The organism is uncultured Oscillibacter sp. (genome assembly GCF_910584465.1).
In the GTDB taxonomy this organism is placed as follows: Bacteria; Bacillota; Clostridia; order Oscillospirales; family Oscillospiraceae; genus Oscillibacter.
Genome location: NZ_CAJUBK010000025.1, coordinates 1 through 16,300, shown reverse-complemented (window position 1 = coordinate 16,300; position 16,300 = coordinate 1). Strand labels below are relative to the sequence as shown.

Genomic DNA, 16,300 nt, shown 5'->3' with positions numbered 1-16,300 from the left:
CACAAATGTTTCACGGTTGGACGATCTTGCGCTCGGCCATGTATTGGTAGATGGGCACCAGGGCATGGTAGCAGAACTCAAAGGCCTCCTTCACCGGGGCGTAGGCGGCCTGGGAGGCCGGGTCCGGCTCCACCACGGCGTTGATCTCCAGCATTCGGTCGATGGCGGTAAAGTCCTTGAAGATCCCGGTACCGACGCCCCCCGTGACGGCGGCGCCCATGGAGGTCGCCTCCTCCAGCTGCGTGGGAACGGTAATCTTCGCACCGTAGATGTCCGCCATCATCTGCCGCCAGACGGGGCCCTTCGCACCGCCGCCGATGACCAGGATCTCCTGGATATCGATGGACTTGCGGAGGCACTCCAGGATGACATTCAGGTTCATGGTGATGCCCTCCAGCACAGAGCGGAAGAGGTCACAGCGCCGGTCCTCCATCTTCAGGCCCAGCCACGCCGCAGTGGCGTCCGGGTTCCAGCGGGGGGCGCGCTCGCCCATCAGGTAGGGCAGGAATACAACGCCGTTGGAGCCGATGGGGCTCTGCTCCACCTCCGCGTTGATGAAGTCGTAGGGGCTGCGGGACTCCCGACGGCCCTGGTCCGTCTCGTATCTCGCCACCTGCTGCTTCAGCCAGTTGTAGGCGGCGCCGGCGGACTGCATGGTGCCGTTGGGCGCGTACAGACCGGGGACGATGTGGGCCCAGGTGACGGTGCGCATCTGCTCGTCGAACAGGGGCGCCTCGCTGGTAGAGGCGATCCACGCGGAGGAGCCAACGCAGCTGAAGGTGCGGCCCACGCTGATGGAGCCGGCGCCCACGTTTGCGCAGACGCCGTCGCCGCCGCCCATCACCACGGGCGTGCCCGCGGCCAGGCCGGTCTCCTCGGAGGCTTTCTTCGTGACATAGCCTGCCAAATAGGTGGAGGGGACGATCTCCGGCAGCTTGTCGCCGTCGATCCCGGAGCAGCCCACGATCTTTTCGGACCACTGGAGGGTCCGCAGGTCGATGCACCCGTTGGAGGTGGCGTCGGAGGGCTCCGTGTAGAAGTTCCCGGTCAGGCGCAGCACGATGAAATCCTTGGCGTTGAGCGTCTTATAGGTCTTGGCGTAGATCTCCGGTTCATGGTCCCGGACCCACATGAGCTTCTGGATGCCATAGGAGGCGCTGTTGCGGTGGCCGGCGATATGATAGAAGTCAGACGGAGAGATCTGTTCGGCAATGGCGGCCTGCTGTTCCTGGGCGCGCTGGTCGGCCCAGATGATGGAGGGCCGCAGCGGGCTGCCCGTCCTGTCCACGCACAGGCAGCCCATCATCTGGCCGGAGAACGAGATGGCGCCGATGTCGGAAGGGGCGATCTTCGCCTTGCCGATCAGGTTTTTGCTGGTCACACAGATGGCACGCCACCAGTCCTCGGCGTCCTGCTCGGCCCAGTTGGTGTTGAAGAAGCGGCACCCATAGCTGTACACCTCGCTGGTCACCATCTTCCCCTCTTCGCTGAACAGCGTGGCCTTGTTGCCGGAGGTCCCCAGGTCATGCGCCAGAATGTACTTCATAGACGCCTCCCTTCTCTCACAGGCCCAGGTCGCGGATCAGGTTTTCGGTGGCCATCGTGCCCATGTTGTGTGCCGCGCCTGCGGTGGAGGCGGCGCAGTGGGAGCCCAGCACCACATTGTCCAGCTGGGACCAGCGCCGGTCCTTCGGGGGTTCCTCCGTGAAGACGTCAATGCCGGCGCCGCCGATCTGTCTCTTTTCCAGCGCCTCCAGCAGCGCCTCCTCATCTACCATGCCGCCGCGGGCGGTGTTGATGAGGATGGTATTGGGGCCCATCATCGCCAGCTGTTCGGCGCCGATGATGTTGCGGGTCGAGGGGAGCAGGGGCATGTGCAGGGAGATCACATCGCACTCCCTGCACAGCTGCTCCTTAGAGGCCCGCCGGATGTTGTGGGCGGCGGCGTAGGCCTCGTCCCAACAGGGATCGCAGGCCATGACCTTCATGTCAAAGCCCTGCGCCCGCTGCGCCACCAGCTTTCCGATGACCCCCAGCCCCAGCAGGCCGAGGGTGCTGCCGGTGATGTCGCGGGTGGTGATCTTCGTCCAGTCGCCCTGGCGGCAGCGCGCGTCGATCTGCACCGTCTTCCTGGCCACCGCCAGGATCAGAGCCATGGTATAGTCCGCCACGGCGGCCGAGTTGGCGCCCACGGTGCGGGAGACCAGGATCCCCCGCTCCTTGGCCGCGTCCAGGTCGATGTTGTCCACGCCGATGCCGTACTTCGCGATGGCCTTCAGCTTGGGGGCGGCGGCGATCACCTCTGCGTCCAGGGGGTCCACGCCCACGATGATGCCGTCGCAGTCGCGCAGCAGCTCGATCAGGGCCTCCTTGTCCAGGATCCCGCCGGTTTCGTTGCGCACGACCTCCAGGCCGGCGCGCTTCAGCGTCTCGAACAGCTGGGGATCCGTCTTGCCGTAGGAGCGGGGCGTCACGAGTACCTTCATTGGGACCAGTCCTTCCTTTTCAGTATTTATTTTAATCCAAAAAATGCCAGGAGACAACAGGCAGTTAAAATTATTTTCCCTGCATCTCGCGGGCGATGCGGTCACACAGGGCCAGCCGTTCGCCCGTGATGTCCGTGTGGAACACTTCTGCGATGACCTGGGTCCAGCCGTGGATGAAGTACGTCCAGCCCGCCTCGATGGTCAGATCGCGCGCCTCCCGCTGCGCCTCCGCCTGGTGCAGGAACTCCAGCGTGCCCCGGTAGTTCAGCTCCCAGACGATGCCGTCCTGGGGGAACCTGCAGCTGTCCGTCAGGGGAGACCCGGGGCGGTCCTTCCCCAGCCCGGTGGCGTTGATCACCACAGAGCCCGCGGGGAGAGACTCCACGATGGCGTCATTCGCGGAGGGCTGCCTGCACATGTGGAAACTCATGGGGACATTCAGGTAATCCAGGATCCGGACGGCCTCCGCCAGACGGGGGGCGGACCGGTTGTTCAAGTGGATGCGCGCGGGCAGGTCCCGGCCATGGACTTCCTCATTCGCCAGGTACGCGGAGATGGACAGCGCGGAGCCCCCAGCACCCAGGACGCAGACCTGGGCGCCGGTTTTCAGGAAGTGGCCCTTCGGGATAAAGGCATCCAGCGCCAGGCCGGAGGAGATGGGATCCTTGGCGTGGGCGCGGTACTCCCCATTCAGCTTGGAGATGCAGGACAGCTCGCCGAAGCGCTCGGCATAGGGATCGCGGTAGTCGAAGAGATCCCTGCAGGCGTTGTACATGTCGATCTTGTGGGTGGTGACCAGCGCCCCTTTGGACAGCGCGTCGTCCCGGATGAACTCCGCCACGGCGCGATAGTCTTCACTAGGGGCGTGTATGGATAAGTCGATGCCCTTGATGACGGCATCGATCCCCAGCGCCTCCGCCCAGGCGGGGAAGACCTTCATAATGGAGGACTGTCCGGTGGTAACGCCGATGAAGTATAGGGTGGGCCGCTGTGCTTTTTCTGGCAGCTGGATCATGTGGAAAACTCCTCTCAGATTGAAATAGCAGACGGATGGCCTGCGCTTGCCCGTGAAAAAAGCCGATGACAATTCCCGCTCGTGTAAGCCTGGATCGTCTCCTCCCGAAAACCGGCCTGGCGAAGGCGGGGGAAGAAGACGTTCAGCAGATAGTCCAGTCCAATCTCGCCGCCATAGCTGTGAAGCCGCGCGGCAGTCGTATCTAAAGCCAGAAGGATCTGCCCCGCATAGGGGGACATGTGCTCCAGCAGGGCGGTCTCCTCCTCGTCGGAGTGATACTTGAACCGGCCTATGGTGTCGTAGTCCAGCCAGACTCCCGCGGAGGCCAGCTGCTCGTGGGGGGAAAGATCCGAGGCCTGACGGTCCACATGGCAGACGATCACATCCTCAGGGGCAAGTCCCGCCTCAAAACAGATGCGGAGGGCCTCAAGGGCGCACCTGCCGCGCTCCGTGTGGAGCATGAGCGGCACATGGGGACCCGCTGCCGCCCGGCTGGCAGCCCGCAGGAGCGTCTCATACCGGCCAACAGGCCCCTCCTCCGGGATCGCCGCCTTCACAAGTCCGGCCTTGACATCGGTCCGGTCCGGCCGGACAGCGGGGTCCGCCCTCCACTGCAGCATCCCTTGCTCCAGTTCGGAGGCGTACAGTTCAAACAGAGCCTCCTCTTCCAGGGTCCGCACCCAGCAGTCTTCGGCGTAGAACCCGGTGAGGTGATAGCCGGTAGCGGCTACGATATGTACCTGGCTCTCCTCGCTGAGCTTTTTCAGCATCAGCGGGTCCCGCCCAGCCGCTACAGGCTGCGCGTCGGCGATGCCGCCGCCGCCCGCTTCGCGGTAGGCCTTCAACTCGGCGAGAGAATACTCTGCGTTATCTATACACAGAGCCGGATCTTTAGCGGCTATGGGCGTGCGGTGCACCCAGATGTGCTCGTGGATCTGGAAATGCCCCAGCTCCTCCGCTCTGACGCTGCCGCAGACAGTCTGTACCATAGGCGACCCCCTTCCTGGCAAACAACTATAAGATTGTATGATTATATGATAGTAGTATCATCGTAATGTTATGACATTTGTTGCCCAAAGGATCCCGGCCTCGAGGGCCGGTGATCCTATCATGCCTGAATTTGCTATTTCCTGGAGATCTCCACCTGGAATTTACTCTGGTCGCCCCGGTAGTGTGCAAGAGAGTACTCGATCAGCACGCCGTTGCTGTTGTAGCCCAGAGAGGTAAAGCTGTGGATCGGCTGCCCCCGTTTCAGGCCCAGGATATTCACATCCTCGGTGCCGGCGGTGCGGACCTCGCAGGTGCGGACGATCCGGGTCACCCTGGTATCCTCCCGCTGATCCAGGACGTGGTACAGCGACTCCTCGCAGAAGTTGTGATCCAGCAGAAAGCTGCACTTGGAGTAAGGCAGGTAGGTCTCCACCCGTACAAAGGGCTGTCCATCCACCATGCGCTTGCGGTACAGATAGACGGCTTTGGAATCCAGGGCCTGGTCAATTTGGTAGGCCACATCTCGGGGCAGCGTGACGACTTCCAGCTTCAGGACCTCCGTGCTGGGGACCCGGCCGGCGTTGCGTACGTCATCGTTATAGGACAGGATGCTGTGGATAAAGCCCTGATTGATCTTGGGGTGGGCCACAAACGTACCCTTGCTCTTTGTGCGATACAATCGCTCTTTCTGGACCAGATCCGCGATTGCCTGGCGAACCGTGGTGCGGCTGATATCGAACATCTGACTCAGCTCTTTTTCTGTAGGAATCATGCTTCCTACGGGGTAGCTGCCGTTTTCGATCTCCTCGAGGATCAGCTTTTCCAACTGAAAATACAGCGGGATTGGGATGTTTTTATTGAGCATTTTCCCTTCCAGCATATGAATTCTCCTCACACTGTCAGCAAATTTACCGTGACATAAGGCACTTTGATATGACATAGCCATCATATCAAATCGAGAAGAACTTTGCAAGGGGGAAATTTCCTCTCAACAAAGCATACAGCCTCTCACATGGAATTGAAAGCAGGGTCCTCCCAAGGCGCTTTTACAGAACCAGGCTCCATCCCAACATCTCATCCTTGGAACCCGGAGCCGCACTGAATGGCAAAAATCCCCGCACAATATGTACTAACATAATGACATTATAATATAAAGCGTTTCCAATGTCAATGAAAATTCTGCTCCGCTTTTGTATAAACAAGATTACGGGAAGTATCGCGATTTTCACGTGCTCGCTTCACATGTCAGAAATCTTCGTCACACTGCACCAGGGAGTAGATCCGCGGCGGCATACGGTGTTCGTCACCTGCTTTGGGGATTTGCCTGGTTGGAAGGCGTATCCTCCCGTAAGCATCTTTGCGCGGTCTTAATGCCGTCGGAAAACTTTTCCCTCCTTTATCCCGTCCGTTGTATCGTGTGGACAGGACAAAGGAGGATGGGGAATGTTTACTTACCTATCTTGCCCGACGCAGGAGGTGTTTAAATGAAGTTCAAAAAAGAGCTTCCCGCTTCTAATGCGGAGTGGTACTGCTGCAAAGATCCGGAAGGGGATCGGTTCTATGCGATTGGCGGGTTTTCTTTGGAGACGCTGGTGCGATCCACGAGATCCTTGCCGGGAATCGCACCTGAGTCTCCTTTCCCCATCCAACCTATAACTTGACCCAGGATAGGGAAAAGCAGGGGAAGAAACAGGAACTGCTTCCAAGTTACGGGGAACCCCCTTTTCATTTTGTGGAAACTGCGGTACACTATTAATAAATGAGGAGGTGGGCTGGTTGCGTGTATATCTCGATATGTGCTGCTATAATCGTTCCTATGACGATCGATTGCAGATCAAAGTATCCTTGGAAACTCAAGCTAAACTGCACATTCAGGAGCTGATTCAAAAGAAGGACTTGGAATTGGTCACCTTTTATATGCTGCGTTATGAATGTGGACAGAATCCCTGCGAAATGCGCAAAAAGGCAATCATGCAGTTTATCGATACGCATACAATGGCCTATGTAGGTTTGGAGAGAAAGGATGAGATCGAGACTATCGCCGGAGGATCATACGCACAGGCGTCAAATTTAAAGATGCTTGCCATGTAGCTTCTGCTATTTATGCGGAATGTGAGTATTTCATCTCCACGGATATGCGGCTTTTGAAATACAGAACAAGCAAAATCAAAATGGTAACCCCTATAGAATTTGTCACGGAAACGGAGGAAGAATGAGATGTCTCTAAGTACGGCTGAGATTATGAATAAGGGCATGAAGTGCCTTATGGAGCAATTAGGTGTTGTAGAGGCAGAACGTTTCGTGGCCACTGTCATTCGGGAAAAATTTGATTACACCCGCTGGCAGCGAGATTATTTTGATGGAAAGACTCCAGAAGAGATCGGCCTGGAGTCAGAAGCATTTGAACGGGAAAATCCTTACAAGGGGACTGCTGTGCGGCTTTGACCCATAACCTGACCCAGAACCGGAAAAAGGCAGTGGAGTCAATAGAGAAAAGAGTGTGGGAAAGGAGCGGACCTTGGATGGAATCCTTTCAAAAAGTGCGGGAAATGTCCAAGTGGTACTTTGGATCGTAGCTCATAACCCGGAGGTCGCAGGTTCAAGTCCTGTCTCCGCAACCACACCCACTCCTCAGGGCCGCAAGGCTTTGAGGGGTGTTTTCCTTGCGTTTCGGAGGGCGGTCACCCTCGGGCGGAGCAGACATGCGCTTTCCCGCCATGGCCCCGGCCTCCCGACAGGCGGTGGATACCGCCTGCCGGTCAGGGCCGGGGCGTTCCGCCGTCAGTCGGTGGTCGTCTCATAGGGCCAGTCCTGGATGCCGCCGAAGTCGGCGACGTTGCGATAGCCCATAGAGGCCAGCTTGTCCGCCGCTTCGGCGCTGCGATGGCCGGAATGGCAGTAGACCAAGATCTCCGACTCCTTCTCGAAGGGCAGGGGCAGGTCCGCCTGGATGTCCTCGTTGGGCAGGCAGACGGCGCCGGGGATGTGGCCGGCGTCGTATTCCTCCTGGGTGCGCACGTCCAGGAGGATGACCTCCTCGCTGGCGTCCAGGCGGGCCTTGGCGGCCTCCGGGGTGAGGGTCAGGTACGGAGCGTTGGGCTTGGCGCGGACCGTGGACTTCACGGACATCCGGGCGGAGTAGGACTTGAGGATGGCCATGCCGAAGCAGATGACGGCGGCGAGGAGAAAGAACGGTCTCATAGGATGCCTCCTGTATGGGAAGAGTTAGGACCTGGGGCGGTCCCCAAAGATGCTGAGGAGAGTCCGGCGGACCAGGGCTGCGCTGGCGTCCTTGACGGGCGGCGGCCCTCTGCCTTGCCCTGCGGTGCCTGGCCGTGCCTCGCTTTTCCTCATTATTTTCGGGGATCGCTCTAGTTTACAGGAAACGGCGGGAAAAATCAACTGTTTTGGGGAGATCGCCTGCGCCTCCAGGTAAAAAAGCCGGTACAGACAGCGTCTGTACCGGCCTTCCTACGGGAAGAGGCTTTTAAAATTCCAGGTTCTTCCCCTCGCTGTCGAAGAGATGGCAGACGCTGCCGTCGAAATGGAGGCGGATCTCCGAGCCGGGGGCGAACTTGACGCTGGAGAGATCCAGGGTGGGCACGATGACCACCACGTCCCGCCCTCCGGCGTTGGCGTGGAGATGGACCTCGCTGCCCATCATCTCGCTGACGTCCACCTTGGCGGACAGGGTGCCCTCGCCGCTGCCCAGGGAGATGTGGCTGGGCCGCACGCCCAGGGTGATGGCCTGAGAGCCGATGTCCTTCGCCGCCAGGGCCTTCTGCTTGGCCTCGGGCAGGGCGACCTGGATGCCGCCCACGGAGACGCTGTAGGCCCCGCCTTCCTTGAGGAGCTTCGCGTCGAAGAAGTTCATCTGCGGCATACCGATGAACCCGGCGACGAACAGGTTCGCGGGATGGTCGAAGACCTCCTGCGGGGTGCCGATCTGCTGGATGAAGCCGTCCCGCATGATGACGATCCGGTCGCCCAGGGTCATGGCCTCCGTCTGGTCATGGGTGACGTACATGAAGGTCGTGTCGATCTTCTGGCGGAGCTTGATGATCTCCGCGCGCATCTGGTTGCGGAGCTTGGCGTCCAGGTTGGACAGGGGCTCGTCCATCAGCAGCACCTTGGGCTCCCGGACGATGGCCCGGCCGATGGCCACGCGCTGGCGCTGGCCGCCGGAGAGGGCCTTGGGCTTGCGGTCCAAGTACTGGGTGATGTCCAGGATCTCGGCGGCTTCCTTGACCCGCTTGTCGATCTCGGCTTTGTCCATCTTGCGCAGCTTCAGGGGGAAGGCCATGTTCTCATAGACCGTCATATGGGGATACAGGGCGTAGCTCTGGAAGACCATGGCGATGTCGCGGTTCTTGGGCTCCACGTCGTTCATCAGCTGGCCGTCGATGTACAGCTCGCCCTCGCTGATCTCCTCCAGGCCGGCGACCATCCGCAGGGTGGTGGACTTGCCGCAGCCGGAGGGGCCGACCAGGACGATGAACTCCTTATCGGCGATGTCCAGATCGAACTCCTGGACCGCCACGACGCCTTTGTCCGTCACCTGGAGGTTGATCTTCTTCTCGGGCGCGTCCTTCTTCTTGGACTTCTTCTCGCCGCCGCTGTGGGGATAGATCTTCTTGATGCTCTTGAGGTTCAGAGTTGCCATAGCGTGTCACTTTGACGAAGCGGCCTCCGCCGGCTCCGCCTCGCCCCGGGGAGCGGGTCCCCGAGGGCATTACGGCAGGTCTCCACACTGCCGCACCGCAAGTGGAGCGGGGGTCTCCTCCTTTTCGTTTGGTGCCGGGGGCTATGGGAATGGAGTAGCCGCCGGCCCGTTGATTTTATGGGAGGCGGAGGAGCTCCGCCGGTCCCAGCGAGGGCATGGGTCAGACTGCCTGCCCCTTGAACAAGATCTCCCGGATGGACAGGTCCTTTTGGTCCAGCAGGACCAGGCTGGCTTCCTTGCCGGCGTCCAGGGTGCCGACGCGCCCCTCGATGCCGATGGATCGGGCGGGGTTGTAGGATGCGGCCCGGACCGCGTCCGCCAGGGGGATGCCGAAGGACACGGCGGTGCGCAGGCAGGCCATCAGGTCCGTGGCAGACCCGGCGATGGTCCCGTCCGCCAGGGTGCAGAGGGGGCCCTTCACGGCCACGGCCAGACCGCCCAGCGTATAGTCGCCGTCCGGCATCCCCGCCGCCCGCATGGTGTCGGAGATCAGCAGCATCCGCTCCGGCCCGAAGAGGCGGAACGTGGCCCGCACCACGGCGGGGTGGATATGGATGCCGTCGCAGATCAGCTCCGCGAAGGTCTTCGGGTCGTCGAACGCCGCGCCGACCACGCCCGGGTCCCGGTGGGCCAGAGGCGGCATGGCGTTGTAGAGGTGGGTGGCGTGGTCCGCGCCCGCTTCGAGAGCGGCCTTCGCCGTGTCGTAGTCCGCCGTGGTGTGCCCCAGGGAGACGGCGATGCCCATGTCCGCGGCGGCGCGGATGAACTCCATCGCTCCCGGCTGCTCCGGGGCGATGGTGACCAGCCTGACACAGCCCTCCGCCGCCGCCTGCAGGCGCTCCAGCATGGCGGCGTCGGGATCGTGGAGGTAGGCGCCGTTCTGCGCGCCCTTCTTGGCGGCGTTGAGGAAGGGGCCCTCCAGATGGATGCCCACGAGCTCTGCGCCCCCGGCCTGCCTGGCCCGGTGGGCGGCGGCGTTCTTGCACACGGCGGTCAGCTGCTCCTCCGGGAGGGTCATGCCGGCGGGACAGATGTACGTCACGCCCCGGGAGAGCTCATAATCCGCGATCTTCTGCAGGCCCTCCGGCGTGGCGTCGCTGAAGTCCTCGCCCACCGCGCCGTGGAAATGGACATCCACCAGGCCGGGGATCACGTAGCAGCCGGAGGCGTCCAGGACGGCGCCGTCGCCGCTGGCGCTGGAGAGGAGGGGGCCGTCGGTGCAGACGTCGCGGGCGGTGAAGCCCTGTCCCAGGTCGAAGACCTGGCCGTTGACGATCCTCATAGGGCGGCCCCGGCGGCGTCCAGCCTGCTGGCGGCGGCCTCATCGATCACCAGGACCACATTGGGGTGGAGCTGGAGGATGGAGGCGGGGCAGCGGGGGCTGATGGGCCCGCAGACACAGCCGAGGATGGCGTCGGCCTTATCCGCGCCGCTGGCGCACAGGAGGACCTTCTTGGCCCCCATGATCGCGCCCATGCCCATGCTGACGGCCTGCTTGGGCACGTCGTCCCGGCTGGCGAAGAAGCGGGCGTTGGCGTCGATGGTGCTCTCCGCCAGGTCCACCACATGGGTCTCCTTGACGAAGCAGTCCCCGGGCTCGTTGAAGCCGATGTGGCCGTTGCGGCCCACGCCCAGGAGCTGGAGGTCCGCATAGCCCAGGGAGCGGATATAGGCGTCGTACCCGGCGCACTCCGCATCGGGATCTGCGGCGAGGCCGTCGGGGACCCGGGTGTTCTCCGGGCGGATGTCCACATGGTCGAAGAGGTTCTTCTGCATGAAGTACCGATAGCTCTGGTCATGCTCCGGGGCCAGCCCCCGGTACTCATCCAGGTTGACGGACCGGACGTCCCGGAAGCTGAGGCGGCCCTCCCCGTACCAGTCCACCAGGTACTTGTAGGTCCCCTCCGGCGTGGAGCCGGTGGCCAGGCCCAGCACGCAGGCGGGGTCGTGGCCGATCTCGGCGGCGATGATCTGCGCCGCGCGGCGGCTCATGGCGTCGTAGTCCTTCTCGCGATAGATCTTCATAACGGCAGGTTCCTCCTGTATCGATTTGATGGGGGCCGGCGCCGCTCCGGCTCGGGTGAGCGGGCGGCGGCGGTCCGAGGGGTCGGGAGCTCTTTTGGCATCTCCTCCGTTCAGGAGGGAGCGGGCAGGCTGGCGGCGGCCATGGACTGGCCCACGCGGCGGAACTTCTCGTCCGGCAGGGTCAGCCGGATGGCGGCGGCGCATGCGGGATATTCGTCCTCCAGCACCCGGCGGCAGGTCTCCAGGAGGAGGTCGCCGCCCTTGCCGCTCATGACCCGGCCCAGCAGCAGCACGTAGCGGAAGCCATAGTGCTGGTGGTAGTATGGCAGGGTGTGGCCCAGGTAGCAGCCGATGGACGCATAGATCTTCGCGGCCCTGGGGTCGTCCGCTTCCATCAGGGCCTGGACGGCCTTCAGCTTCTCGGCGGGGGAGGCGGACTCGTCCAGCTCGATCCCCGCCCGGGGAGCCAGCTTGATGACGCCGTCCTGGCAGAAGTACTTCACGCCGCAGCCGATGTCGCCGCTCCACTCGTCCCGCATGGCGCCCGGGGCCGCGTCCACGGGGACGAAGGCCAGCTCGTTCAGCCAGCCGGTGATGCAGCCGTCCCCGTCCACATAGCCCGCCGCCTCGCTGGTGCCCATGGCGATGCCCAGGACGTTGTTGTCGTCCAGGCTCATGGTCCCCGCCAGGGCGGAGACGTCGCCGTCGTTGGCCACGGCATAGGGCACGTCGCCGAAGGTGTCGGTGATGGCCCGGATATAGATGTCCTTGACCTTCGTCTCGTAGAGGTCCTTGGGGACTTTGAGGAAGAGGGAGGCCACCATGGCCCGGTCGTTGATGTAGATCCCGGCGGAGCTGACGCCCACCGCGTCCACCCGGGGCATGTGGGCGGCGGCGGACTTCAGGGCGGAGACGATGCCGTCGTAGTGATAGTCGGGGTCCGGGTTGACCTTGGGCAGCCAGACGACCTCCTCGGAGAAGACCGTCTCGCCGTCGATGACGGCGGAGACCTTCCGGTCGGAGCCGCCTGCGTCGAAGCCGATGCGGCAGCCCTCCAGATGGCCGCCCATGGCCTTGGGGGCGTCATGGCTCTCGGGGACGGCGTCCGTCAGCACCACCTCGAAGGGATGCTCGTAGACCCCCGCCATGAAGTCCCAGTCGAACTCCCGCTCCCCGCCCCGGCAGTAGACGGAGCAGAGGTAGTCATAGATGCCCCGGTCGTCCACGTAGATCCGGAAGCCGCCCTGCATCCACAGGGCCGTCTTCACCAGGCGGTCGATGTAGTACCGGTCCGCCTCCGCCTTCTCCGGCGTGCCGTGGATGAAGGTCCGGGCGGCGGCGATCTGCCCGTCCGAGCGCTCTACGGCGATGGCCACGGGCTTTTTCGCGGTCTCCAGGAAGGCGGCGTTGAACCGCAGGATGGGGATGAACTCCGGATCGAGCTCGGGGACGTTCTCGATCTGGACGGAGATGCCGAAACGTTCCATAGGCGTTCCTCCTAAACGTATCATGGTCAGGTCCGGCGGGGGCTCAGCCCTTCACGCCGCCGGAGGCCAGGCCGCTGACCAGGTTCTTCTCGATGCACATGAACAGGATGACCACGGGGATGATGGCGAAGATGGAGGCCGCGAAGAGGTACTGCCACTCGATCATGTTATAGCCGTTGAAGGTGTTGATGCCCACGGTCAGCGGCTTGAGCGTGTCGGTGGAGATGAGGCACAGGGCGACCGTGTACTCGTTCCAGGCGTTGATGAAGATGAAGATCAGCGTGGTGACGATGCCCGGGGCCGCCACGGGGAGCAGGACCTTCATCATGGACTGGACCCGGGTGCAGCCGTCGATGGTGGCGGCCTGCTCCATCTCCGCGGAGATGCCCATGAAGGTGCCCCGGAGCAGCCAGATGGTGAACGCCTGGTTGAAGGCGGCGTTGATGAAGACCAGGCCCAGGATGTTGTCCGTCAGGCCCAGGCGCTGCATGACCTGGTAGATGCCGATGAGCAGCACCACCGGGGCGAACATCTGGGAGACGATGACGAAGCCCAGGAAGGCGGTCTGGCCCTTGAACTTCATCCGGGCCAGGGCGTAGGCCGCGGGGATGCCGCAGATCATGGCGATGATGGTGGATCCGCCGGCGATGAGGACGGAGTTGAGCATGTACTTGGCCATGGGGGCCCGGCTCCAGATGTCGATGAAGTTGGACCACAGGGGCACGACGGGCAGGATGGTGCCGCCGGAGAAGATCTCCACCCGGTTCTTCAGGGCGGTGCACAGCATGGCGAAGTAGGGGTACAGGGTGATGACGCACACGTCCAGGACGACGAAGTAGAGCAGGACGCGCAGGATCGTCTTCTTCACGGAGACGGGCTTTTTCACGGCGTTCACGGGCTGGCTCACAGGTCGTCATCTCCTTTCCGCAGGGTGTAGATCATGTAGACGCTGGCGCAGACCAGCAGGATGAGGAAGCCGATGACCGAGACGGCGGAGGCCTCGCCCTGCTTGCCGTTGTAGAAGGCCAGCTTGTAGAGGTAGGTGACCAGGGTGTCCGTGTGGTTGGCCGGGTCGCCCTTGGTCATGGTCCAGATGATGGGGAAGGAGTTGAAGACGTAGATGATGTTCAGCACCGTGGCCACCGTCAAAGAGGACTTCACTAGGGGCAGGGTGATGCTGAACAGCTTCTGGAAGTACCCGGCCCCGTCCACGGTGGCCGCCTCGTAATAGGAGGCGTCGATGCTCTGGAGGCCGGAGAGCACGCAGAAGGTGACGAAGGGGATGGTGACGAAGATGCCGCAGGCGATCTCCCAGGCGAAGTAGGCTCCCGGGGTGGGCGTCCAGTTCACCGGGGCGCTGATGAGGCCGACCTTCATCAGCAGGGTGTTCAGGGTGCCGTAGTCCTTGTTGATGATGAAGTTCCAGGCGCTGGCCTGGATGACCAGCGTGGTGGCCCAGGGGAAGACCACGATGGCCCGGGCCACCTTCCGGCCCCGGAACTGGTTGTTCAGCACCAGGGCCAGCATGAAGCCCAGCACGGTGGAGATGACCACCACGGCGATGGTCCAGACGATGGTGTTCTTCAGCACCAGGGCGAAGGCGGGGCTCTTGAGGACCTTGCTGAAGTTCTCGAAGTTGTTATAGCCCTTGACCAGGCCCGCCCGGGTCACCTTGCTCATGGAGAGCTGGAACACCTTGACGATGGGGGTCACGATGAAGATGGCCATCAGGATGATGCTGGGGGCGATCCAGATGTAAGGCTCGATCTTGCGGAAGATCTTTTTGCTCCCGGAGGGACGGGGGGCCTTCCTGGCCAGCTCCTCAGACGCCGCCGGGGCGGCAGGGGTCTTTGTACTCACGGGGACACCTCCTCTATAGTTGGGATCGAAGCGTCTTCCGGCCGCTGTCAAAACCCGGCGGGGCCGCCGCGCTTTGAGAACGGCTGGAAGAAGACGGGGGCCGGGCCGTTCAGGCCCGGCCCCCGCGGTGGTTCGCTGCAAGCGCTGGAAGGGTGAGGTCTTTTTAGCCGGCGATCGTAGCCTGGAGATCGTTCAGCAGTTCCTCGACGCTGCCGCCCAGGAGGGCCTGCTGCTCCACGTCGATGACGCCCTGCTTCACGTCGGCCCACTCGGCCTTGGCGGTGGGATAGAATTTGCAGGAGCCCACGATGTCGACCCAGGGGGCCATGCTCTCGTCGGCCTTGGCCACGATCTCGCCGCCGGCGGAGGTGGCGGGCAGGAAGCCCTCCATCAGCACCCAGTCGGAGTAACGGCCGTCCTCATAGAAGAAGTCGAAGAACTCCTTGATGGCCTCGATCTTCTCGTCGGAGTCGTCGTTGTCGAAGACCATGAAGCGGTCCATGACGCCGGCGGAGACGGAGGCGTTCCCGCCGTTGGTCGGGATGGCCGCGAAGGCGTAGTCGATCTGCTCCTCGGCGGGGGTGTTGGCCTTGGCGTAGTTGTCGGCGATGTAGGTGGGGATGGAGTTGGGGCCGATCATCATGGCCAGCTTGCCGGCGCCGAACAGATCCTGCAGGGCGTAGCGGGTCTCGTTGGCGGGATCGGTGTTGGTCAGGCCGTCCTTGACCAGGCCGATGGCGTATTCGATGGCTTCCACGTTGGCGTCCGCGTCCAGGGTCCAGTTCCCGGAGGCGTCGGTGAAGTCGCTGCCGTTGTTCCAGATGTAGTAGGCGAAGGCGGCCTGGCCCTCGTCGGTGGTCATGTCGATGCCCCAGGGATAGATGCTGGGGTCATAGGCCTTGATCGCCTCGCAGGCGGCCCTCAGCTCGTCCCAGGTGGTGGGGACTTCCACGCCGGCGGCTTCCAGGATGTCCTTGTTGTAGTACATGGCGCGGGCGGAGGCCAGGTCGGGGATGGCCCAGATGGTGCCGTCGATGTTGGACTGCTCCAGGAAGGCGTCGTAGAACTTGGCGTAGGTCTCGTCGGAGACGCAGTCCTGGATGGGCAGGAGCAGGTCGTCGGCCACGTAGTCCGCGAACACGTCGATGTTCAGGATGTCGGGGGCGTCGTTGTTGGCGACCCGGGTGTTGACGACCGTGTAGATGTCGTTCCAGGACACCGCCTCCACGGTCAGCTCGATGTCGTCATGGCTGCCGTTGAACTCGGTGACGAAGTCGGCCCACCACTGTTTGGTGTTCTGGCCGTACTCGGCGGCGATCACCTTGATGGCGGTCTTCTCCCCGGAACCGGTGTCGGCGGGGGGAGCCTCGGTGCCGGTGTCGGCGGGAGGGGGCGTGGTGTCGCCGCCCTTGTCGCCGCCGCAGGCGGCCAGGGACAGGACCATCACGAGAGCGAGCAGGGCTGCAAGAAACTTTTTCATCGTCATTCTCCTCTTATGATAAGATCCATGTGTATGATACACATGTGAGGGAGCGGTAGGGAAAATCCACAAACACGACCCTCGTATCATCATTATACTTGTAGAAATTGTAAATAATAGGGCCCTAAGTCCGGTTTATAGAAAAATCGTACGAACTACGAAAGTTCGTACGATTTCGTAATCGATTAACTGAAAGACGCAGGAGATCGGAGCGGGAGAGGGGGCCTCCCGGGG

16 protein-coding genes are annotated in these 16,300 nt (G+C 62.3%); 3 read left to right on the top strand and 13 right to left on the bottom strand.

The features are described 5' to 3' along the window. Nucleotides 1-10 precede the first annotated feature (10 nt). The 5 genes from QZ332_RS07620 to QZ332_RS07600 form a co-directional block, all read right to left on the bottom strand. Nucleotides 11-1,546: an FGGY-family carbohydrate kinase gene (locus tag QZ332_RS07620; protein WP_295764237.1), complete on the bottom strand. Its 1,536-nt coding sequence runs from the start codon at nt 1,544-1,546 to the stop codon at nt 11-13. Between the two features lie 16 nt (nt 1,547-1,562). Further along, a complete protein-coding gene (locus QZ332_RS07615; protein WP_295764236.1) occupies nt 1,563-2,486 on the bottom strand; it encodes a phosphoglycerate dehydrogenase in 924 nt (307 codons plus the stop codon). Between the two features lie 70 nt (nt 2,487-2,556). After that, a complete protein-coding gene (locus QZ332_RS07610; protein WP_295764235.1) occupies nt 2,557-3,501 on the bottom strand; it encodes a shikimate dehydrogenase in 945 nt (314 codons plus the stop codon). Nucleotides 3,502-3,515: 14 nt separating this feature from the next. Beyond that, the gene (locus QZ332_RS07605; protein WP_295764234.1) at nt 3,516-4,490 is read right to left on the bottom strand and encodes a phosphotriesterase; all 975 of its coding nucleotides are present in this window, start codon (nt 4,488-4,490) and stop codon (nt 3,516-3,518) included. Between the two features lie 134 nt (nt 4,491-4,624). Beyond that, a complete protein-coding gene (locus QZ332_RS07600) occupies nt 4,625-5,356 on the bottom strand; it encodes a GntR family transcriptional regulator (RefSeq protein ID WP_295764253.1) in 732 nt (243 codons plus the stop codon). Between the two features lie 619 nt (nt 5,357-5,975). Here QZ332_RS07600 and QZ332_RS07595 point away from each other — a divergent pair. The 3 genes from QZ332_RS07595 (at nt 5,976) to QZ332_RS07585 (ending at nt 6,936) form a co-directional block, all read left to right on the top strand. Continuing rightward, nucleotides 5,976-6,152, top strand: a complete 177-nt coding sequence (locus tag QZ332_RS07595; protein WP_295764233.1) for a hypothetical protein — start codon at nt 5,976-5,978, stop codon at nt 6,150-6,152. 115 nt (nt 6,153-6,267) lie between these two features. After that, entirely contained in the window at nt 6,268-6,582 is a 315-nt protein-coding gene (locus QZ332_RS07590; protein ID WP_295764232.1) for a hypothetical protein, read from the top strand. A gap of 150 nt (nt 6,583-6,732) precedes the next feature. Further along, nucleotides 6,733-6,936, top strand: a complete 204-nt coding sequence (locus tag QZ332_RS07585; RefSeq protein WP_295764231.1) for a hypothetical protein — start codon at nt 6,733-6,735, stop codon at nt 6,934-6,936. A 336-nt stretch (nt 6,937-7,272) separates the two neighbouring features. Here QZ332_RS07585 and QZ332_RS07580 read toward each other — a convergent pair whose 3' ends face one another. The 8 genes from QZ332_RS07580 to QZ332_RS07545 form a co-directional block, all read right to left on the bottom strand. Continuing rightward, complete coding sequence (locus tag QZ332_RS07580; RefSeq protein ID WP_295764230.1) at nt 7,273-7,692, bottom strand: rhodanese-like domain-containing protein; 420 nt, start codon at nt 7,690-7,692, stop codon at nt 7,273-7,275. A 286-nt stretch (nt 7,693-7,978) separates the two neighbouring features. After that, complete coding sequence (locus tag QZ332_RS07575) at nt 7,979-9,154, bottom strand: ABC transporter ATP-binding protein (RefSeq protein ID WP_295764229.1); 1,176 nt, start codon at nt 9,152-9,154, stop codon at nt 7,979-7,981. Between the two features lie 220 nt (nt 9,155-9,374). Beyond that, entirely contained in the window at nt 9,375-10,496 is a 1,122-nt protein-coding gene (gene nagA / locus QZ332_RS07570; protein WP_295764228.1) for an N-acetylglucosamine-6-phosphate deacetylase, read from the bottom strand. Further along, nucleotides 10,493-11,239, bottom strand: a complete 747-nt coding sequence (gene nagB, locus QZ332_RS07565) for a glucosamine-6-phosphate deaminase (RefSeq protein WP_295764227.1) — start codon at nt 11,237-11,239, stop codon at nt 10,493-10,495. The genes nagA and nagB overlap by 4 nt, the downstream gene beginning before the upstream one ends. A 110-nt stretch (nt 11,240-11,349) precedes the next feature. After that, nucleotides 11,350-12,726 (bottom strand): ROK family protein, encoded by a 1,377-nt coding sequence (locus QZ332_RS07560; protein ID WP_295764226.1) that lies wholly within the window; start codon nt 12,724-12,726, stop codon nt 11,350-11,352. A 43-nt stretch (nt 12,727-12,769) separates the two neighbouring features. Further along, nucleotides 12,770-13,633 carry a carbohydrate ABC transporter permease gene (locus QZ332_RS07555; RefSeq protein ID WP_295764225.1) on the bottom strand — a complete coding sequence of 288 codons (864 nt, stop codon included), beginning with the start codon at nt 13,631-13,633 and terminating at the stop codon, nt 12,770-12,772. Next, entirely contained in the window at nt 13,630-14,586 is a 957-nt protein-coding gene (locus QZ332_RS07550) for a carbohydrate ABC transporter permease (protein WP_295764224.1), read from the bottom strand. Before QZ332_RS07550 ends, QZ332_RS07555 begins: the two co-directional genes overlap by 4 nt. Nucleotides 14,587-14,749: 163 nt before the next feature. Continuing rightward, nucleotides 14,750-16,066 carry an ABC transporter substrate-binding protein gene (locus QZ332_RS07545; RefSeq protein ID WP_295764223.1) on the bottom strand — a complete coding sequence of 439 codons (1,317 nt, stop codon included), beginning with the start codon at nt 16,064-16,066 and terminating at the stop codon, nt 14,750-14,752. Nucleotides 16,067-16,300: the final 234 nt, after the last annotated feature.